Consider the following 19,981-nt stretch of genomic DNA (forward strand, 5'->3'; position numbering starts at 1 on the left):
TGATCGGGAAGGCAAAGCCCGGCTATGCAGCGGTGTCGTTATGCGGTGCCCGCCACCCAGTCGCCCGACTTGCCGCCATGCTTTTCCAGCAGCTTCACATTCCCCATCACCATCCCCCGGTCCACCGCCTTGCACATGTCGTAGATGGTCAGCAGGGCGACCTGCACGCCGGTCAGCGCTTCCATCTCCACGCCGGTCTGGCCGTGGGTCTCGGTGCGGACGATGCAGGCGATTGTCGAACTCGGTTCGTCGAGTGCGAAGTCGACCGCCACCTTGGTCAGGCCAATTGGATGGCAGAGCGGGATCAGGTCGGCGGTTCGCTTGGTGGCCATGATCGCCGCCACGCGGGCGATGCCGAGCACGTCGCCTTTCTTGGCGTTGCCGTCGCGCACCAGCGCGAAGGTCGCGGGCAGCATCGTGATCGTGCCGGTTGCCACGGCGACGCGATGGGTGTTGGCCTTGTTGCCGACGTCGACCATATGGGCTTGTCCGGCGTTGTCGAAATGTGTGAGCTGGCTCATGGCGAAACAGGAGGAAATGTGTGCTGGGGCTTGCCCGATGGGAACGTCAATCGCAGGCCGCTATCATAGCAACATGCCCAAGACCCTCCGGCCTTTCCGCCTGCCAGCCCGGCTGAGTGCTCACCCACTCGCAGCCGCAGCGCCAGCCTCGCGCGCATCACATATGACGCGTGCGCTTGCCGCCGCGCTGGTGCTGACAATGGCTGCTCCGGCGTGGCCTCAGGGCGTGCAGGGGACGTCCGCAAAGCCGCCGGGCACGACGAGCAGCGCCCCGGCCGCGCCCCCCCCTCCAAGCGACGCCAGCGATCAGGTCTACGACAACCTTAACCGGAGCGTGCGGGCCGGCCAGAAATCCGAATTCGGGCTGCGCAGCGCCAACACGGTGGTGGAGAGTTCAGGCAATCAGTTGCCCGATCTTGGTGATCCGTCGACGGCCTCGCTGTCGCCGGACATGGAGAAGCGCCTCGGCGACCGGATCATGCGCGACATCCGCCGGGATCCCGACTATGTCTCCGACCCGCTAATGAACGACTACCTGAATGCGCTTGGTTACAGGCTCGTCCAGGCGGCCCGTCGGCAAAACATCTCGGGCTCGAACGGTTCGGGCACCTTTGCCACCGGTTTCGAGCTGTTTGGCGTGCGGGATCGCTCGATCAATGCCTTTGCCATGCCGGGTGGCTACATCGGCGTGCATACCGGGCTGCTGGTGCAGTCGGAGACCGAATCCGAACTGGCGTCGGTGCTGGGACACGAAATCGGCCACGTGATGCAACGGCACATCGCGCGCGGCATCACCAATCAGAACCAGTCGATGTGGATCGCGCTGGCCTCGATGGTGCTGGCCGGCCTGGCCGCCACCAAGAGCGGCGATGCCGCGGCGGCGCTGGCGATGGGCGGGCAGGGCGCGGCCGTCGCGAACCAGCTTTCGTTTTCTCGCGGCGCCGAGCGCGAGGCCGACCGCGTCGGCTTCCAGATCATGACGGCGGCGGGATTCGATCCCCAGGGGATGCCCGATTTCTTCCAGCGCCTGCAACGCGTGATGGGCATCTCGGACAATTCCGTCCCGGCCTATGTGCGTACCCACCCGCTGACGTCCGAGCGTATCGCCGACATGCAGGACCGCGTAAGTCACGTGCCGCCGCACAAGGTACCGAACACGCCCGAGTACGAGTTCGCGCGCGCGCGGGCACGCGTGATCCAGGAGCCCACACCGAACGATGTGCGCAACGTGCTGGCCGTCTTCCAGGCCCAGGTGAACAGCAACACGTCGGCGGTGCGACTGCCGGCGGTCTACTACGGCATCGCCTTCGCCAATCAGCGGCTGGGCCGTTTTGCCGATGCCGAGAAGGCGCTTGCGGAGGCGCGTCGCCTCTACGGCAATATCCCGGGTGCGACGTCGGGCAGTCCGATGCTGGATGTGATGGCGGTGGAGCTGGCGCGTGCCGAGGGGAGGACGCAGGATGCGCTGACGCAGGCGTTGGCCACGATGCGCGCGTTTCCGCTGTCTCATGCGGCGGCGCTGGCCTATGCGGACACGCTTGTCGCAGCGAACAAGCTAGACGACGCCGTAACGTTCCTGCGGTCCCGCACGCGCGAGGAAACCAGCCGATCCGAATGGTGGGAACTGCTCGCGCGCGCCTACGCGGCGCAAGGCAAGCGCCTGCAGCAGCATCAGGCGATGGCCGAGAAGTATGCGATGGATGGCTCGTACCAGGCCGCTATCGAACAACTCCAGATCGCGCGCAAGGCTGGTGATGGCGACTTCTACACGCTGTCCGAAGTCGATGCGCGTCTGCATCAGCTCCAGCTTCAGTTCAAGGAAGAGAAGCAGGACAACAAGGGGATGCCGAACTGATCGGCCTGGGTGATTGGCCCAGGCGTGGGGAGAGGAGAAAAGCCTAGGAGCCGCTATCAAAATGAAGCGAAGCGGTTCTGGCTAGGGTGAAGCAGGGGTTTCGGCTCGTATGCGAGCCGCCTGCGGAACGGCATGTGCCTGCGAGCACATGCGCGCCCTGCAAGGGCGCGGCCGCAGACAGTACAAGTGGTACGGCAAGGCCGCGCAACGACGCCAGAATCATTTTGATAGCGGCTCTTACTCGGCTACCGGCGTTCGCACATAGCCATAGCGCTTGGGCAACTCCGCTTCCGTCACCGGTTCGATGTCGATGTCGACCCCGTCGTGATGGAACACCCCCAACGTGGCGCCGCACGCTTCGCCATGCCAGTCGCACGCCTCGCTGAATGCCTCGAGATCATGGTCGTGCAGCAGCGCGACCTGCACGGCATTGTCGACACCCTGCACTGTGCCCGCGAATACCACGTTGCCTTGCTCGTCGGTAAAGCAGGCGGTTGGCGTGAATGGACGGTCCGACGTCGTGGTCAGGCGGCCGTTGTGCAGCCTCGCCACCCACGGCGTGTACATCAGTGAGACGAACACGCGCTGCGGACCATTCTGGAAGTACCACGCGCCGCGTTCGTCGTGCGTGTAGTTGCGCTCGATGAAACCGATCAGCGCCTCGTGCCGGATCGGATCGCCCGAGAGTCCATGCTGCTGCGCGAACTCGTTGCGCATCCGCCATTGTCCGCGCCGGTCCAGTGCTAGCCAGCCGTAGCAGTACGGCACATTGGGCCAGCGCGCCATGGCCTGCTTGACCATCTCATCCATGTCTGTCTCCTTCTTGTCTCTGCCAGTGTGGCGGTTCCGGCGTTGGGCCGGAGATGCGCCGCCTCAGGTGGCTGGTGTTCCTCGGGCCGCGCGCACGCTGTCGAAATAATCAAGGATGCGTGTGGGCAGCCATTCGATATGGCCCGCGAAGGGTAGCAGCGGCAACTGGCCCAGCAGACCCTCGCGTGGCGTCATGAAGCCGACATGGCCGCCGTGCTCGGGCTGTTCCAGCAGCACGTCGTCGCTGACCTCGCGTGGGCCCGGCAGATGCTGGCTGGGCAGGAACGGATCGTTGCGGGCGTTGAGGACCAGCGTCGGGATGCGGATCTCGCCGAGGATCGGCTTGCTCGATGCGCGCGCCCAGTAATCGTCGGTGTCGCGAAAGCCGTGCAGAGGCGCGGTCACGACGTTGTCGAACGCATAGAGATCGCGGCTGCCGAGCATCGTTTCCCGATCGTACAGACCCGGAAACTGTTCCAGCTTCGCCAGCGACTTGCGCTTGAGCGTCTGCAGGAACATGCGCGTGTAGAGCATATTGAAGCCACTGGACAGCGCCGCGCCGCCAGCGGCCAGATCCAGCGGCGCCGAGACGGCCGCGGCGGCGGAAAGGAAGTTCGCTCCGCGGCCTTCCTCGCCCAGATAGCGCAGCAGCGCATTGCCGCCCAGCGAGATGCCCACGGCGAGCAGCTGTCGTCCCGGTTGCACCGTGTGGACCTGATTCCGCACGCGTTCCAGCACCCAGCGGATCTCGGCCGAGTCGCCCGAATGGTAGAAGCGCGGCGCGATGTTCAGTTCACCCGAGCAGCCCCGGAAATGCGGGATCACGCCTTGCCAGCCACGTTCGCGCAGCGCGGCCATCAGCGTTTGCGCATAGTGGCTGCGCGAATCGCCCTCGAGACCGTGGAACATCACCACCAGCGGCGCGCCCGGGGTGGTCGGGTGGGTGGTCCAGTCCAGGTCGATGAAGTCGCCGTCGGGGGTATCCCAGCGTTCGCGCCGGAACACGATGCGCCGATGACGCGTGAAGCGTGCCGGCAGGATCGTCTGCGCGTGGCCACCGCGCAGCCACCATGGCGTTTGAAAGGCTTCGCCGAACAGCATGGCGTCTTGCGCGGGGATCAGTGCAGTGCCTGCCCCGGAGCCGCCGCCACGGCCGCTATCTGCACGGCATTCGCCGGGCTGCAGTGGATGTGGGCAAGGCGCCAGCCCTCGTGGTTCTGCATCAGCACGTAGGTGGTGTGCACGTAGAGGTCGGCCTCCACGCGGTCGGTGCCGAATCGCAGCGCTTCCGTCACGTCGAAGATCGACACGGCCAGCGACGCATGGCTGCTGGTCTCGATCGCATCGATCAGCACGGGCTGCTCCTCGAGCAAATGCGCGAATGCCTGGCGCAGTTGGTCGTGGCCGATCAGGCGCTGGCCATCGGGCATCACGCACGTGACAGAGTCTTCATCCAGCCACAGTCGCAACGCGCCATCGGCGTCGCGCAATTTCATGGCTTCACGGAAGGCATCGACGATGTCTTCGGCGGAATCGAACAGGCGGGCGAAACGAGGCATGTTGGATGAGTCAGGGGCGGTGCAGGAGCTTGCGCAGCTCGACAAATACCATTTCGGGCTCGATCTCCTTCAGGCAGCGCAGGTGGCCGAGCGGGCACTCGCGCTTGAAGCAGGGACTGCACTCGAGTTGAAGCCACATGATACTCGCTGCCTGTGACAGCGGGGGGGTGTGGCGCGGATCGCTGGAGCCGAAAACGGCTACCTGCGGCCGGTTCAGGGCGGCGGTGACGTGCATCAGGCCCGAGTCGTTGCAGACCGCGGCCTCCGAGAGCGCCAACAGGTCCACGGCATCGTCGAGCGATGTCTGACCGCACAGATTCCTGACGAACGGCGCGCCTTTGACGATCTCGTCGGCGATCTCGGCATCCTTGGCCGAGCCGAGCGCGATGATCTGCGCGTACGGGAACGAGCGGCGCAGCATCTGCGCCAGCGCGGCGAAGTGCGCGGCCGGCCAGCGCTTGGCCGGGCCGAACTCCGCGCCCGGGCAGAACGAGATCAGACGCGTGCCCGGCGCGATGCCGAAGCGCTCGGCCGTGGCGGCCATGCGCCTGGGATCGCTCTTGAGCTTCGGGTCGGGAATCGACTCGGGCAGGCGGGCGCCGGGTTTGAGCGCCAGACGCGCGTAGTGCTCCACCATCGGCGGCCGCTTGTCACGCGGCGGATTGGCGTGGCGCACGTTGAGCATGCCGAAGCGTGCTTCACCGCGATAGCCGATGCGCAGCGGAATGCCGGCCAGAAACGGAATCAGCGCTGACTTCAGCGAATTCGGCAGCACGTAGGCCATGTCGTAGCCTTCGTGCTTGAGCTGTTGCGCGAACAACAGGCGCGCGCTCAATTGCAGCTTGCCGTGTGCCAGATCGGTCGGGAAGACCTTGCCGATCTCCGGCATGCGCGCCAGCACGGGCGCGACCCATTTGGGGGCGAGCGCGTCGATCACCAGTTGCGGGTGACGGGCCTTGAGCAACGCGAACAGCGGTTGCGCCATCAGCGCGTCGCCGATCCAGTTCGGGGCAATGACGAGGGCTTTTCTCATATTGTGGGTATTGCGTGGCCCTGTGATGCGGTGCCCGGGCATGTCAACGCCCCGGGGCGCTGGGCGGCCCGGGGCGTCAGGTCGAAACGACAGGAATTGGCGAGGGCCGGGCGGGTCAGTGATGACCCTTCAGCACGGTGCCCGGCTTGAGCTTGTACACGGTGCCGCAGTACGGGCACCTGACCTCGCCAGTGTCTGCCACGTCCAGGAAGACGCGGGGATGGTAGTTCCATGCCGGGGTGTTGGCCGTGGGGCAATGCAGCGGCATGTCTTCTGCGCCGATTTCTACGACGGATGCGGTTTGAGTCATGGTGTTGCTTTTCTGTCTTGCAGGGATGTCGATTGGAAATGCAGGGTTGGCGCGGTCGATCAGACCAGCGTCAGCCACTTCTTGTACTTTTCGTCGGTGCCACCCACGGCCGCGAAGAACGCGTCCTGGATGCGCTTGGTAACGGGGCCGCGGCGGCCTTCGCCGATGACGCGGTCGTCCAGCTCGCGGATCGGCGTCACTTCGGCGGCGGTGCCGGTGAAGAACGCTTCGTCAGCGCAGTACATCTCGTCACGCGTGATGCGCTTCTCGCGCACCTCGATGCCGAGGTCACGGGCGATCGTCAGCGTGGCGTCGCGCGTGATGCCGTCCAGGCACGAGGCTAGGTCCGGCGTGTAGATCACGCCGTTGCGCACGATGAACACGTTCTCGCCGGAGCCTTCGCTCACATAGCCTTCGGTATCCAGCAGCAGGGCTTCGTCGTAGCCCAGGCCGGTGGCTTCCTGGTTGGCCAGGATCGAGTTGATGTAGTAGCCCGATGCCTTGGCGCGCACCAGCGACACATTCACGTGATGGCGCGTGAACGACGAGGTCTTCACGCGGATGCCGCGCTCCATGCCTTCCTCGCCCAGATACGCGCCCCAGGGCCAGGCGGCGATGGCCACATGGATCGTGTTGCCCTTGGCCGACACGCCGAGCTTCTCGGAGCCGATCCACACCAGCGGACGGATGTAGCACGACTCCAGATTGTTGGCGCGCACGACTTCGCGCTGGGCGGCTTCGAGCGTGGCCTCGTCGAACGGCATGGCCATCTGGAAGATCTTGGCGGAGTTGAACAGGCGGCGCGTGTGCTCCTTGAGGCGGAAAATCGCGGTGCCTTCCGGCGTCTTGTAGGCGCGCACGCCTTCGAATACGCCCATGCCGTAATGCAGCGTGTGCGTGAGTACGTGAATCTTTGCGTCACGCCACTCAATCAGCTTGCCATCCATCCAGATCTTGCCGTCGCGATCTGCCATCGACATGGTCGTCTCCCTCTGCAGCCCAGGTAAATGTCGCAAAGGCACCATTGTAAGCCGCGCGTCCTTGCGTGCCAACGAAGGGCGGCGGATAGAGCGTTCTACAATCGCACCTTCCGACCTTCTATCGTTCCGCAACCGCGTGTCCCAACCCGAACTTCCCGTCGAGCGTGCCGATCATGATGCCGATTCCGTCGCGGATAGCGGCTGGCAGGCCACGCTTGGTGCACTTGAAGCGTTGGCGGGGGGCGTGGATGAGGCCGCCGGCACCGGCGACGGACGCCGCCTGCTCTGGGCGCTGACCCTCGACGCCGACGGTGTGGTCGGGACGATCGAGCCGCTGGAGCAGACCCACGGGGCGCGTGGCTGGAGCAAGCCCAGGCCGGTGCCGCTGGCCCGTGTGGCCGAGGACGATACCCTGCCACCGTGGGATGTCCGCGTTGCCCGTGCCATTCGCCGCGACGCATCGCGCAACCGGCGTCACGTGCTGGACCGCGCCGCCGCCGTGGTGGCGCTGGTGGGGCATCCGGCCGTGGTGCTGTCCCACGCGCCGACGGTGCCGATGGAAGTGGTCGAGTCCGCGCCTTCGCTCGAGGCGGTGCGCGAGGGCGACCGCTACGTGCTGCGGATCGTGCCGCCGCTGCGCGAGGCGCTGGCCATGGAGGACTTCCTGCCCGCCGCCGCGCGTCAGGAGGCCGAATCGCTGCGCCAGATCACTGTGCTGCAGGATGGTCCGCGCCGGCTGCGCGTGGTCCGCTTCACGCCGGCGCAGCAGGGCGCGGCCAAGCTCATCGCAGGCGGACTCTCCGTGCCGGCCGATGCCCAGGCGCGGCTCGACAGCACGTTGCGCGCGCTGGCGGGCCACTTCCAGATTCACGCCGACAGCTCGGGCGAGGCACGCGAGCGCGATCCGGAGTCGCGGCTGCGTGCCGAGGTGGCGCCGGTCGGGCGCGGCATCAGCCTGCGGCTGGTGGTGACGCCGCTCGGCGTGCTCGGGCCCAGGCTCGCGCCGGGCCATGGTCGCGCGCAACTGATGGCGACGATCGGCGGCGAGACGCACGTGACGTACCGCGATCTCGATGTCGAGCACGCACACGTGGCCGAGGTGTTCGAGGCGTTGCCGTTCCTCGTGCAGCAGGCCCCCGCAGGCGGCGAGCACACCTGGACGCTGGACGATCCCGAGGATGCGCTGACCGCCATCGAGGTGTTGCCCGGACTGGCCGGCGTGATCGATCTCGAATGGCCGCGTGGCCGCGAGTTGCGCGTCTTGCCGGCTGATATCGCGCAGCTTGCCGTCAGCGTGGAGAGCGGCAGCGAATGGTTCAAGCTCGTGGGCGAACTGCGCGTGGCCGAGGGGCTGGTGATCTCGCTCGAAAAGCTGGTCGCGTGGGCGCATGGTCATGCGGGCCGCTTCATGCCGATGGCGCACGGCGTCTACGTGGCGCTGACCCGCCAGTTGCGCGACCGGCTGCGCGATCTGGCCGGCGTGGGTGATGGCGTCCGCGACGGCATCCGTGTGCCGCTGGTGGCCGCGCCCTGGCTCGACGACGTGCTGGCTGGCGCCGGTATCGACCCCGACGCGCACTTCCGCACCCGCGTGAAGCAACTGCGTGCCGCGCGCGGTCACGATGCGCCGGTGCCGCCGACGCTGGCGGCGGAGTTGCGGCCGTATCAGATCGAAGGCTTCCGCTGGATGATGTCGCTGGCAGAAGCCGGCTTTGGCGCATGCCTGGCCGATGACATGGGACTGGGCAAGACGTTGCAGTCGCTGGCCGTGCTGCTGGCGCGGGCGGCGGGTGGCCCCGCCCTGGTTGTCGCGCCAACCTCGGTCTGCGGCAACTGGGCCGCAGAGGCGCGTCGCTTCGCCCCGGCGTTGCGGGTTCACGTCTATGCCGAGGGCGACCGCGAGGCGATCGTCGGGCAGGCCGCCGCGCACGATCTGGTGATCGTCTCGTACAACCTGCTGCAACAGGCCCGCAGGGCTTTCTGCGACCGTCACTGGCATACGGTCGTGGCTGACGAGGCGCAGTCGTTCAAGAATCCGTCCTCGCGCCGCGCACAGGCGATGTTCGCGCTGCCGGCCCAATGCCGCATCGCGCTTTCCGGCACGCCGGTGGAGAACCGTCTTGCCGAGCTCTGGGCCGTGATGCGCTTCTGTGTGCCGGGATTGCTTGGCTCGCTGGCACGCTTCAACGAGCATTTCGCGAATCCGATCGAGCGCAGCGGCGCACGCGATCCGCGTCAGCGGCTCCGGCGCATGATTGCCCCGTTCGTGTTGCGCCGGACCAAGGCGCAGGTCCTCGATGAATTGCCGCCGCGCACGGAGCTGGTGATTCGCGTCACGCCCGAGCCCACGGAGGCCGCCCACTACGAGGCGTTGCGCCGGCAGGCGCTTTCCGAGGCGGAACGGGCGCTGCTGCGTCCGCGCAAGGACAAGAAGGCGCCCGCGGCCATGACCGAGCCCGAGGCGCGCATCCATGTGCTTGCCCAGTTGATGCGGATGCGCCGTGCCGCGTGCGATCCGCGACTGGTCACGCCCGATGTCGGGCAGCCCGGCGCCAAGGTGCGGGCATTCGCCGAACTGGCGGCCACGCTGGCCGCCAACGGGCACAAGACGCTGGTCTTCAGCCAGTTCGTCGATTTCCTGCAGATGCTGCGGCAGGCGCTCGTTGACGCGGGTCTGGCGTGGCAGTACCTCGACGGCGCGACACCGGCCGGCGAGCGCACGCGACGCGTGGCGGCATTCCAGGCGGGCGAGGGCGATGTTTTCCTGATCAGCCTGAAGGCAGGCGGGTTTGGCCTGAACCTGACTGCTGCCGACTACATCGTGATTGCCGATCCCTGGTGGAACCCGGCTGCCGAGGATCAGGCGATGGGCCGCGCGCACCGCATCGGCCAGCAGCGGCCGGTCACGGTCTACCGGCTGATCGCGGCCGGCACGATCGAGGAGCGCATCGTCGATCTCCACCAGGGCAAGCGGGCGCTGGCGGACGGCGTGCTCGACGCGATGGATGGCGAGGCGATCGGACGCGATGTGCCGTTGCCCGACGTCGATGAACTGGTGGGGCTGCTGCGGCGATGAGCGATACGCCGCTCAGGCACCAAACGGTATACAAAACGGCTCCCATGCATGGTGCATCGCACCATCAATCCGCCACCTGATTTCCCCTCATTTCCCTTTTTCTGCCTTGTTGCGGTGCATCCACCCTGGCACAAATACTGCCTTGTGGTCTGTGGTGTCGTGAATATAGTATACCGATTGCTTCTCCAATCGCCCCCACAGACCGACCCACCGCCCCAAGCCTGATGGGCTCGGTCCAAGATGACAACGGAGCTACCGTGACCCTGCCAGACCTGTCTCCGGCTGACGCCGTTCAGCCCGAGGCGAGCTTTCATCCGGTTCACCAGGCGGCCGCGCAACTCGCGCGCGGCGAGACCTCCGCGCAGGCGCTGGTCGATGCCTGTCACGCGGCCTGGGCCGCCCGCAATGGCGAAATCAATGCAATGGTGCTGGCGGATTTCGAGGCCGCCCGTCACGCCGCCAGGCAGAGTGATGCGCGCCGTCGGGCCGGACAGGCGCTCGGGCCGCTCGACGGCATTCCGTTCTCGATCAAGGAGTCCTTCGACGTGGCTGGCTGGCCGACTACCTGCGGCAGCCCCGCGCGGCGCGCGCATCAGGCCGGCAGCGATGCGGTGGTGGTCGAACGGTTGCGTGCCCAGGGCGCCGTGTTGCTCGGCAAGACCAATGTGCCGCTCGGGCTGCGCGACTGGCAGAGCTACAACGCGATCTATGGCACCACGCGCAATCCGCACGACCTGTCGCGCACGCCGGGCGGGTCTTCCGGCGGCAGCGCGGCGGCGGTCTGCGCGGGCATGAGCTATTTCGATATTGGCTCGGATATCGGTTCGTCGCTGCGGAATCCGGCGCACTACTGCGGGGTGTTCTCGCACAAGAGCAGCCACGGCATCGTGCCGCTGCGCGGCCACGGCAACGCAGCGGCAGGGTTTGCCGGGCAGGACATCAACGTGGCCGGCCCCGTGGCCCGAAGCGCGTATGACCTCGAACTGATCCTGCGAGCCATCTCCGGTCCCGACGCGGCCGAATTTCCCGCCTGGAAACTTGATCTGCCGGCGTGCGATCACGCCCGGCTGGCCGATTTCCGCGTGGCCGTGCTGCCCACGCATCCGTTGGCAGAGGTCGATGCCACGGTGAGCGGCGCGATCGAGGGCCTTGGTCGCTGGCTGGCCGGGCAGGGCGCGCGCGTGGACTGGAACGTACGACCGGACTTCGATGCGGCGGCGCTTTGGCGTACCTATGTGCTGCTACTGCGTGCCACCACTTCGCTCTACATGGACGACGCGGCATTTGCCGACGCGCTCGCCAAGGCAGGCGATGCCGGCAACGACGATGACTACGCCACGCTGCAGTTCTCTGGCGCCACGCTGAGTCATCGCGACTGGCTATTGCTGCAACACGCGCGCGCCCGGTTCGCGGACGCGTGGGAGCGATTCTTCGCCGACTACGACGTGCTGCTGTGCCCGGCGGCCTCGACTACGGCGTTCCCGCTCGACGAGGCCGGCGAACCGTGGCAGCGGAGGATCGACGTGAACGGCACGGCGTGGCCGCTGACGTCGCAGTTGTTCTGGGCCGGCCATTCGGGGCTATGTGGATTGCCGTCCACGGTGGCGCCGATCGGTCCGGCCAGCGATGGGTTGCCGGTTGGCGTGCAGATCGTGGCGCGCCGGTTTGGCGACCTGACATCGCTGCGGTTCGCGCAGCAGCTTGAGGCAGCCGGCCACGTGTTCCGCCAGCCGCGCGCCTGACACGCAAGTTCACAACGGTAAAAGGGGAGAAAGACCATGCTGGACTGGTTCAGAGAGTTGTCGCGCGCCGAGCGCAAGGGGTTCTACGGCGCCTTCCTGGGTCATGCGGTCGACGTGTTCGACTTCATGATCTATTCGTTCCTGATTTCCACGCTGCTGGCCCAGTGGGGCATGAGCAAGTCGATGGCGGGCGCCATCGTCACGTGGACGCTGGTGTCATCACTGATCGGCGCGATCGGCGCGGGACTGCTGGCGGACCGCTTCGGCCGCGTGCGTGTGCTTCGCTGGACGATTCTGGTGTTCGCGGTGTCGTGCTTCCTGTGTGGTATCTCCACCTCGCCCGAACAGCTCATGATGTTCCGTATGCTGCAGGGGCTGGGTTTCGGCGGCGAGTCGTCGCTGTGCATGGTGCTGGTGACCGAGCTGATCCGGAATCCCGCGCACCGCGGCAAGTACTCGGGCTTCACGGCCAGCAGCTATTCGTTCGGCTGGGGTGGCGCGGCCATTGCCTACGCGATCACGTTCAACCTGTTCGAGCCGGAAGTGGCGTGGCGCGTCTGTTTCTTCCTGGGCATCCTGCCGGCGCTGGTGGTGGTGTACCTGCGTCGTAACCTGCAGGAACCTGAGGTCTTTCTCAAGAGCCGCGCGGAACGCGGCAACGTATCGGCGGCCGCCGATCTCGCGCGCGTGTTCCGGGGCCCGCTGCTGCGCAAGACCGTGCTGTGCAGCCTGCTTTCTGGCGGGATGCTGGGCGCGTACTACGCCATCGCAACATGGCTGCCGACGTTCCTGAAGACCGAGCGCGGCCTGTCGGTGTTCGGCACGAGTTCCTACCTGGCGGTGACGATCCTTGGCTCGCTGGTGGGCTACGTGGCCGGCGCGTACGCAACGGACCGCTGGGGCCGACGCCTGACCTACATGGCATTCGCGGCGGGCGCGTTCGTGATGGCGATGATCTACATGGTCATCCCGGTGTCGAACACGTCGATGCTGTTCCTCGGCTTCCCGCTCGGCGTGCTGATGCAGGGCGTGTTCTCGGGCATCGGCGCGACGATCTCCGAGTCGTATCCGAGCAGCATCCGTGCCACGGGCTATGGTGTGTCGTACAACCTCGGCCGCGTGATCGGCTCGTTCTTCCCGCTGGCGGTAGGTTGGCTCAACAGCGGCCGCACGACGCTGGCGCTGGCGATCGCGATGGTGGCGGGCGTTGGCTATGCGCTGGTGATGGTGTCCGCCGCGATGTTGCCGGAAACGTCCGGTATCGATCTGGGCCAGGCTGGTGGCGGCGATGACGGCGAGGCGAAACAGCAGGCCGCGGCCGAGCCCGTGACGGTGGCGCCGACCGCCGGACGTCCCGCCTGAAACCGGGATGCCGACGCCCGCGGATTGACCCCGAAACAACACTTTTAAGCCGCCACTTACCAGCGGCTGTCACACGCCTATAATGGCTCTTTCGCTGTCGGCCACGCACTGCGTGGCCGATGGTCCTTCAAGACGGCCAAGCCACGACAGACGGGCTGCCGTTGCGTCTCCTCTTCACATCCAAGTCATGACACCCCGACCATTGTCCCCGGTGTGGCAGCGCCTTTGGCACCGCTTTACCGAGGTGGAGCGCGATGCCTTTCTCGAAGGCGCGCGCTTCTTCGCCCGTTTCCAGCCCGCGATTTTTTCCTGGGGGCTGGTCACAGGGGTGGCGATGAGCAAGTCGGCGCTGACCGTGCCGGAGGCGATCGGCATGTCGCTGCTGGTCTATGCGGGGTCCGCGCAACTGGCCGTACTGCCGCTGTTCGCCGCCGGCATGCCGATCTGGACCGTGCTGCTGACCAGCGCCGTGGTCAACCTGCGTTTCGTGATCTTCAGCGCGGCGCTACAGCCGCATTTCAGCTACCTGCCGCTATGGCGCCGGACCGTGCTCGGCTTCTTCAATGGCGACCTGCATTTCGTCTACTTCATGCAGCGCTACACCGAGCCGGGCTACGCGCCGGGCAAGGAAGGGTATTTCTGGGGCATGGCGCTCTTCAACTGCGTCACGTGGCAGGTATCGTCGATCATCGGCATCCTGCTGGCGAGCCTGTTCCCCGATAGCTGGGGGCTGGCGCTGGCCGGCATGATGGCGCTGATCCCGGTGATGGTTTCCACGATCAATTCGCGTTCGACGATGCTGGCCGTGGCGGTGTCCTCGGTCCTGGCGCTGCTGTGTTTCGACCTGCCGTACCGGCTGGGGCTGGTGGTGGCGGTTATCGGGGCAATCGCGGCGGGCATGGCCAGCGATGAGATGGCCGCTCGCGCCACGCTGCGTGGCATTCGCGCGCGCAAGTCCGCGCAACCCCAGGCCGGAGACCAGACATGAGCCACCTCGAAATCTGGATCTCGATCATCGGCATGACGCTGGTCACGATAGTGACGCGCGCGCTGTTCCTGATGGCGGGCGAGCACGTGACCGTTCCTGATCGTATCCAGCGCGCGCTGCGCTACGCGCCAGCCGCCGCGCTGGCAGCGATCATCCTGCCCGAGTTCCTGAGCTTCGAAGGGCATTTCTCGTTCTCGCCGACCAACGACAAGCTGATGGCCGGCATTGCGGCCACCGCCTGCTATCTGCTCACGAAGCGCATGGTTGGCATGATCGTCGTCGGCATGGGGGTCTACACCGCGCTGCGCCTGCTCGGCTGACCAGGCCGGCAGCGCCGGCCCCGAACGGCTACTGGGCTGCCACCGGCCTGCTACTGGCCTGCTATCGGGCGGGTTCGGCCAGCACGCTGCCCAGTCGCGTGAGCAGATGAGCAAGCTGCGCCTGCGTGCTCGTGTTGGTCTTGGTGAAGATCGACTTGAGCTGGGACCGGCCCGTCTCGCGCTTGATGCCGAGCTGGATGCTCGCCTCCGGCAGGCCGATGCCGGTGGTCAGCAGCGCGGCGAGCCGCGTTTCCGCTGGCGTCAGGCCGTAGAGGTCGCGCAGCACGGTGGGCACCGCCCGCGGCGTGCCGTGGCTTTCGTGAATCGCCACCAGCAGCGGCTGCCCGAGGCATGCCGAGGACAGCGGTGTGCCCGGCGTCAGTCGCATCGCAACGATCTGGGCCTCGTGGCCGTCCGTGCTCACGGCGTGAATGGCGCCAGCCTCCAGCGGCGCGCCCGCATCGGTGAGCCCGCGCATGACTTCGTGGAACGGCTTCGAGAGCCGCCAGCCTTGTCCAGCCGGTGCCAGCGTGCCGTCGGCGGCGCCGTCCGCGCGTATCGGCATCAGCCGGCCTATCCACGGCTCGCCTGCCGCATTGGCCAGCAGTGGCTCGCCAGCAGCCGTGAAGACGATCACGCCGAATGGCAACTGGTTCAGCAGATTGGCTGACACGCGGCCATGCGTGCTGGCGGCCTGCGCGCGGTCGCGCATGGCCACTGCTTCGCGCAGGTGCGGAATGATCCAGTCCAGGGCGCGGGCATCGGCTTCCAGAAAACTATCGGCGCCGGCCGGACGCTGCAGCGACAGGTAGATCTCGTGGCCGGGCTGCCGGTCAATCAGGCAGGTCATCATGGAAGCGGGTGCGACGCCGGCGATGTCCTCCTGCGGAAAGGCGCCGAGGGTTGCAGCGAATCCCGTGTCGCGTCGATGAATGAACCAACCGCCCACGTTCAGCCGTTCGTTGAAGGAAAGCGTTTGCGGCGAATCGTGGGGCGTTGCCTGCGAGGCAAGGGCAGCAAGCGCTGCCGTCTGCCGCACGCGCACACTGCCGCTCGCGGGGTCGAAAACCAGGAGCGAGGCGCGCTCGCTCTGGCTGAGGTCGCATAGCGCGGACAGACTGCGCTGCCAGGCCTGCGGTTCCAGAACGCCTTGATAGAGACCACGAATGGTCTCGTGCATGTCCTCTGTCACCATCACTCGATCAACCTCCGTCGAGCGTGGCGGCGAGTCGCGTCAGCAAGTGCGTCAGCTGTGCCTGGCTGGTGCAGCCGGTCTTGAGGAAGATCGCCTTGAGCTGGGTGCGCGCGGTCTCGTGCCGGATGCGCATCTGCCGGCTGGCTTCCGGCAACCCTTCACCCGTGGCCAGCCGCGCGACCAACCGGGTCTCGGCGGGTGTCAGGCCGTACAGGTTGCGCATGACCGAGTCGAGCAGCACCGACGGGGCGCCCGCCTCATGCACGACGACCAGCGCCGCGGGGGTCTGCCATGTCGAGGCAAAGGCGTGGCTGGCTGGCAGGGGCAGCACCAGCACTTCGGCCTGGCTGCCATTCGGGCCGGTGGCGCGGGCGGCCATGGCGGCCTGCGGTTTTGCGGGATCGCAGGCGCAGTGCAGCATCTCCATGAAGCTGCGCGAAAGCTGCCACTCGGTGGTCTTGCCCAACGGGTCGAGCCGGCGTGCCCAGCGTTCACCGGCCGTATTGGCCAGCAGCAGCCGTCGGTCGGGTGAATAGATGGCCACGGCGAATGCCAGTCGTTCGATCAGCCGCGTTGCCAGCGTGGTCATCGTCGACAGCGCCAGCGTGCGGTCGCGGATCGCGATCGCGCTGCGCATGTGCGGTACCACCCAGTCAAGCCGCTGCGCGTCATCGCCGCTGAAGTTGCCCTGCGCCAGCGAGCGCTGCATCGAGAAGTAAACCTCGTAGTGCGGCTGGCGCTCTACCAGGCAGGCCATGTACGAACCCAATTCGAACTTGTGGAAGAACTCGCCATAGAACGGATGACGCGCCATGGCCTGATGGCCCAGGTCGCGCGCATCGACATACCAGGCGCCGGGCACCAGCCTGGGTGCGAACGCCTTGGCCGGGTCCATGGCCTGGAAATCGTTTTCATAGGCGAGAAACAATTCCTCGACCGGGTTGACCACCTCGTTGACGGTCACCTGGTCGCGGACCGTGTCCCATACCATCATGGAGGCGTGCGTCGTGCCGGCGATTGCCGTTAACGCACGCAGACTTTGCTGCCAGGCTGCCGGGTCCAGGATGCCCTCGTAAAGCCCCCGGATCGCGCCATGCATGGTCGCTTGATCCATTTCAGACTACCCCCTTGCATTCGCCACGCTTATTCTTGGCCTCTTGGTAACCGGGGGTGTCCCGGGTCCGCGGGTCATATTTCTTATGGTCCGGTCGCGCCGGACCTGCAGTGATGTACTAAAACCACCAGAATTGACGTGAGTGTCTGGCCATGCATACGTTTAGTACATTAAGGCGTACATTACTCCAACCCGGTTGTTGAGCGTGCAATCGGGTGCCCCCCCTTCGGTAGGGGATGTTCCGGGCTGGGCATGGCATGTGACGGATATGCCGCGAAACGGGCAGATCGCGTCGTACGGTAGTAACGATCAGGTAAAATGCCGGTTTTCCCGATTTCCACGGGCGGCGCATGTCGCCCACGTCCCGCTCTTATCGCCATGACCTCTGTCCTGCGTCTTACCGATCTCATTTCCCAAGGCAAAATCTCCGGCAAACGTGTGTTCATCCGTGCCGACCTGAACGTGCCGCAAGACGACGCAGGCAATATCACCGAAGACACCCGCATCCGCGCGTCGGTGCCGGCCATTCAGGCCTGCCTGGACGCCGGCGCGGCCGTCATGGTGACGTCGCACCTGGGCCGTCCGACCGAGGGCGAGTTCAAGCCCGAGGATTCGCTGGCCCCGATTGCCACGCGCCTGTCCGAACTGCTCGGCAAGCCGGTGAAACTGGTCCAGAACTGGGTCGACGGTGTCGAGGTGGCGCCTGGCCAGATCGTGCTGCTGGAAAACTGCCGCGTGAACAAGGGCGAGAAGAAGAACAGCGACGAGCTGGCCCAGAAGATGGCCAAGCTCTGTGACGTCTACGTGAACGACGCGTTCGGCACCGCCCACCGCGCCGAGGCCACCACCCACGGTATCGCCAAGTTCGCCCCGATCGCCTGCGCCGGCCCGCTGCTGGCCGCCGAGATCGACGCGCTGGGCCGCGCGCTGGGCCAGCCGGCGCGTCCGCTGGTGGCCATCGTGGCCGGCTCGAAGGTTTCGACCAAGCTCACCATCCTGAAGGCCCTGGCCGACAAGGTGGACAACCTGATCGTCGGCGGCGGCATCGCCAACACGTTCATGCTGGCCGCTGGCCTGAAGATCGGCAAGTCGCTGGCCGAGGCCGACCTCGTGGGTGACGCCAAGACGATCATCGACATCATGGCCGCGCGCGGCGCATCGGTGCCGATTCCCGTCGACGTGGTCTGCGCCAAGGAGTTCAGCGCCACGGCTGCGGCGACGGTCAAGGACGTCAAGGACGTTACCGACGACGACATGATTCTCGACATCGGCCCGAAGACCGCCGCGATGCTGGCCGACCAGCTCAAGGCTGCCGGCACGATCGTCTGGAACGGTCCGGTCGGCGTGTTCGAATTCGATCAGTTCGGCAATGGCACCAAGGTGCTGGCCGAAGCCATTGCCACGTCGAAGGCATTCTCGATCGCAGGTGGCGGCGACACGCTGGCCGCCATCGCCAAGTACGGCATCGCCGATCGCGTCGGGTATATCTCGACCGGTGGCGGCGCCTTCCTGGAATTCCTGGAAGGCAAGAAGCTGCCCGCATTCGAAGTGCTGGAGCAGCGCGCCGCAGGCTGATGACCCGACAGGCCGGCGCGGGACACCCCCGTCCGGCCAGTTTCCAGAAAAACCAAGCGCCCCCCACCAAGGAAGCTGCCCGCATGACACGTTCCACCAAGATCGTCGCCACGATTGGCCCCGCATCCAGCACGCTGGAAGTGTTGACCCGCATGATCGGAGCAGGGGTCGATGTGGTGCGCCTGAACTTCTCGCATGGCACCGCGCAGGACCATATCGATCGCGCCGCCCTGGTGCGTGAGGCAGCGGCGGCCTGCGGGCGCGAGGTGGCCATCATGGCCGACCTGCAGGGCCCCAAGATCCGCGTGGGCAAGTTCGAGAACGGCAAGATCACGCTCAAGCCGGGCGATGCGTTCATCCTCGATTCGGCCTGCCAGATGGGCAATCAGGAGCGCGTGGGCCTGGACTACAAGGATCTGCCGCGCGATGTGGGCCCGGGCGACCTGCTCCTGCTCAACGACGGTCTGATCGTGCTGGTGGTGGACCGCGTGCTCGGCAACGAGATCTTCACCACGGTGCGTATCGGTGGCGAGCTGTCCAATAACAAGGGCATCAATCGTCAGGGTGGCGGCCTGTCGGCGCCGGCGCTGACCGCCAAGGACATGGAGGACATCAAGACCGCCATGGCGCTGGGCGCGGACTACGTGGCCGTGAGCTTCCCGAAGAACGCCACCGACATGGAAATGGCCCGCCAGCTCACCAACGTGGCAGGCCAGCCGCACAACCACAAGGCGCGCATGATCGCGAAGATCGAGCGGGCCGAGGCGATTCGTCCTGGCGTGCTCGAGGAAATCCTGCTGGCGTCAGACGGCATCATGGTGGCGCGTGGCGACCTGGCCGTCGAAGTTGGCAACGCCGCCGTGCCCGCGCTGCAAAAGCGCATGATCAAGCTGGCGCGCGAGGCCAACAAGCTGACGATCACCGCCACCCAGATGATGGAGAGCATGATCGTCAACCCGGTGCCGACGCGGGCCGAAGTGTCCGACGTGGCCAACGCCGTGCTCGACGGCACCGACGCCGTGATGACGTCGGCCGAGACCGCTGCCGGCCGCTATCCGGTGGAAACGGTCGAAGCCATGGCCGCGATCTGTCTGGAAGCCGAGAAGTCGGAGGTGGTGCAGCTCGACACCGACTTCCTGAACCAGACCTTCGCGCGGATCGACCAGTCGATCGCGATGGGTGCGCTGTTCACCGCCTATCATCTAGGTGTCAAGGCGATCGCGGCGCTGACCGATTCCGGCGCCACGGCGCTGTGGATGAGCCGTCACCGCATCCACGTGCCGATCTATGCGATGACGCCGAACCTGGCGTCGCAACGCAAGATGCAGCTCTATCGCAATGTGGTGCCGCTGCCGCTGCAGTCGAGCGCGGACCGCGACGTGGCGCTTGAGCAGGCCGAGGAACTGCTGCTGTCCCAGGGCGTGGTGCAGCGCGGCGATTTCATCGTGCTGACGATCGGCGAGCCGATGGGCCAGCCCGGCGGCACAAATACGCTCAAGATCGTGAGGGTGGGCACCCGGTAGGACGCGCGCCCATGTGGC

General features: G+C 66.3%; 17 protein-coding genes. 8 read left to right on the top strand and 9 right to left on the bottom strand.

Going from position 1 to position 19,981, the window contains the following annotated elements; genetic code table 11:
* Positions 1-38 precede the first annotated feature (38 nt).
* On the bottom strand, positions 39-521 hold the full coding sequence (moaC, locus tag K6G35_RS02385; protein WP_008645047.1) for a cyclic pyranopterin monophosphate synthase MoaC: 483 nt from the start codon (positions 519-521) through the stop codon (positions 39-41).
* A gap of 163 nt (positions 522-684) precedes the next feature.
* Between moaC and K6G35_RS02390 the strand changes: the two genes are divergently transcribed.
* Positions 685-2,376 (top strand): beta-barrel assembly-enhancing protease, encoded by a 1,692-nt coding sequence (locus tag K6G35_RS02390; RefSeq protein ID WP_035881401.1) that lies wholly within the window; start codon positions 685-687, stop codon positions 2,374-2,376.
* Positions 2,377-2,613: 237 nt separating this feature from the next.
* Here the strand turns inward: K6G35_RS02390 and K6G35_RS02395 are convergent, their stop codons facing one another.
* The 6 genes from K6G35_RS02395 to K6G35_RS02420 all read right to left on the bottom strand — a co-directional run bounded on the left by K6G35_RS02395 (position 2,614) and on the right by K6G35_RS02420 (position 7,068).
* On the bottom strand, positions 2,614-3,186 hold the full coding sequence (locus tag K6G35_RS02395; RefSeq protein WP_008652638.1) for a DUF2946 family protein: 573 nt from the start codon (positions 3,184-3,186) through the stop codon (positions 2,614-2,616).
* A 63-nt stretch (positions 3,187-3,249) separates the two neighbouring features.
* Positions 3,250-4,287 carry a YheT family hydrolase gene (locus K6G35_RS02400; protein WP_035881403.1) on the bottom strand — a complete coding sequence of 346 codons (1,038 nt, stop codon included), beginning with the start codon at positions 4,285-4,287 and terminating at the stop codon, positions 3,250-3,252.
* Between the two features lie 17 nt (positions 4,288-4,304).
* The gene (locus tag K6G35_RS02405) at positions 4,305-4,745 is read right to left on the bottom strand and encodes a YybH family protein (RefSeq protein ID WP_008652636.1); all 441 of its coding nucleotides are present in this window, start codon (positions 4,743-4,745) and stop codon (positions 4,305-4,307) included.
* Between the two features lie 10 nt (positions 4,746-4,755).
* Positions 4,756-5,778, bottom strand: a complete 1,023-nt coding sequence (gene waaF, locus K6G35_RS02410; protein WP_008652635.1) for a lipopolysaccharide heptosyltransferase II — start codon at positions 5,776-5,778, stop codon at positions 4,756-4,758.
* 115 nt (positions 5,779-5,893) lie between these two features.
* Positions 5,894-6,088, bottom strand: coding sequence for a zinc-finger domain-containing protein (locus tag K6G35_RS02415; protein ID WP_008652632.1), 195 nt, complete (start codon positions 6,086-6,088; stop codon positions 5,894-5,896).
* A gap of 59 nt (positions 6,089-6,147) precedes the next feature.
* Positions 6,148-7,068, bottom strand: a complete 921-nt coding sequence (locus K6G35_RS02420) for a branched-chain amino acid transaminase (protein ID WP_008652626.1) — start codon at positions 7,066-7,068, stop codon at positions 6,148-6,150.
* Between the two features lie 136 nt (positions 7,069-7,204).
* Here K6G35_RS02420 and K6G35_RS02425 point away from each other — a divergent pair, with 136 nt between their 5' ends.
* The 5 genes from K6G35_RS02425 (at position 7,205) to K6G35_RS02445 (ending at position 14,556) form a co-directional block, all read left to right on the top strand.
* Positions 7,205-10,144: a DEAD/DEAH box helicase gene (locus K6G35_RS02425; RefSeq protein WP_495676036.1), complete on the top strand. Its 2,940-nt coding sequence runs from the start codon at positions 7,205-7,207 to the stop codon at positions 10,142-10,144.
* A gap of 224 nt (positions 10,145-10,368) precedes the next feature.
* Positions 10,369-11,886 (top strand): amidase, encoded by a 1,518-nt coding sequence (locus K6G35_RS02430; protein ID WP_495676037.1) that lies wholly within the window; start codon positions 10,369-10,371, stop codon positions 11,884-11,886.
* A gap of 36 nt (positions 11,887-11,922) precedes the next feature.
* Positions 11,923-13,248, top strand: coding sequence for an MFS transporter (locus K6G35_RS02435; protein ID WP_017515450.1), 1,326 nt, complete (start codon positions 11,923-11,925; stop codon positions 13,246-13,248).
* Between the two features lie 187 nt (positions 13,249-13,435).
* A complete protein-coding gene (locus tag K6G35_RS02440) occupies positions 13,436-14,236 on the top strand; it encodes an AzlC family ABC transporter permease (protein WP_495676038.1) in 801 nt (266 codons plus the stop codon).
* The gene (locus K6G35_RS02445; protein ID WP_008652154.1) at positions 14,233-14,556 is read left to right on the top strand and encodes an AzlD domain-containing protein; all 324 of its coding nucleotides are present in this window, start codon (positions 14,233-14,235) and stop codon (positions 14,554-14,556) included. Before K6G35_RS02440 ends, K6G35_RS02445 begins: the two co-directional genes overlap by 4 nt.
* 61 nt (positions 14,557-14,617) lie before the next feature.
* On the opposite strand, the gene K6G35_RS02450 is transcribed toward K6G35_RS02445, so the two are convergent.
* Both K6G35_RS02450 and K6G35_RS02455 read right to left on the bottom strand, forming a co-directional pair.
* Positions 14,618-15,736, bottom strand: coding sequence for a helix-turn-helix transcriptional regulator (locus tag K6G35_RS02450; RefSeq protein ID WP_495676039.1), 1,119 nt, complete (start codon positions 15,734-15,736; stop codon positions 14,618-14,620).
* A gap of 22 nt (positions 15,737-15,758) precedes the next feature.
* Positions 15,759-16,865, bottom strand: coding sequence for a helix-turn-helix transcriptional regulator (locus tag K6G35_RS02455; RefSeq protein WP_495676040.1), 1,107 nt, complete (start codon positions 16,863-16,865; stop codon positions 15,759-15,761).
* Between the two features lie 378 nt (positions 16,866-17,243).
* On the opposite strand from K6G35_RS02455, the gene K6G35_RS02460 reads away from it, so the two are divergent.
* Together K6G35_RS02460 and pyk are read left to right on the top strand one after the other, a co-directional pair.
* Positions 17,244-18,440: a phosphoglycerate kinase gene (locus tag K6G35_RS02460; protein WP_008652151.1), complete on the top strand. Its 1,197-nt coding sequence runs from the start codon at positions 17,244-17,246 to the stop codon at positions 18,438-18,440.
* 83 nt (positions 18,441-18,523) lie between these two features.
* On the top strand, positions 18,524-19,963 hold the full coding sequence (gene pyk, locus K6G35_RS02465) for a pyruvate kinase (protein WP_008652150.1): 1,440 nt from the start codon (positions 18,524-18,526) through the stop codon (positions 19,961-19,963).
* Positions 19,964-19,981: the final 18 nt, after the last annotated feature.

The organism is Cupriavidus sp. HY129 (assembly GCF_059492215.1).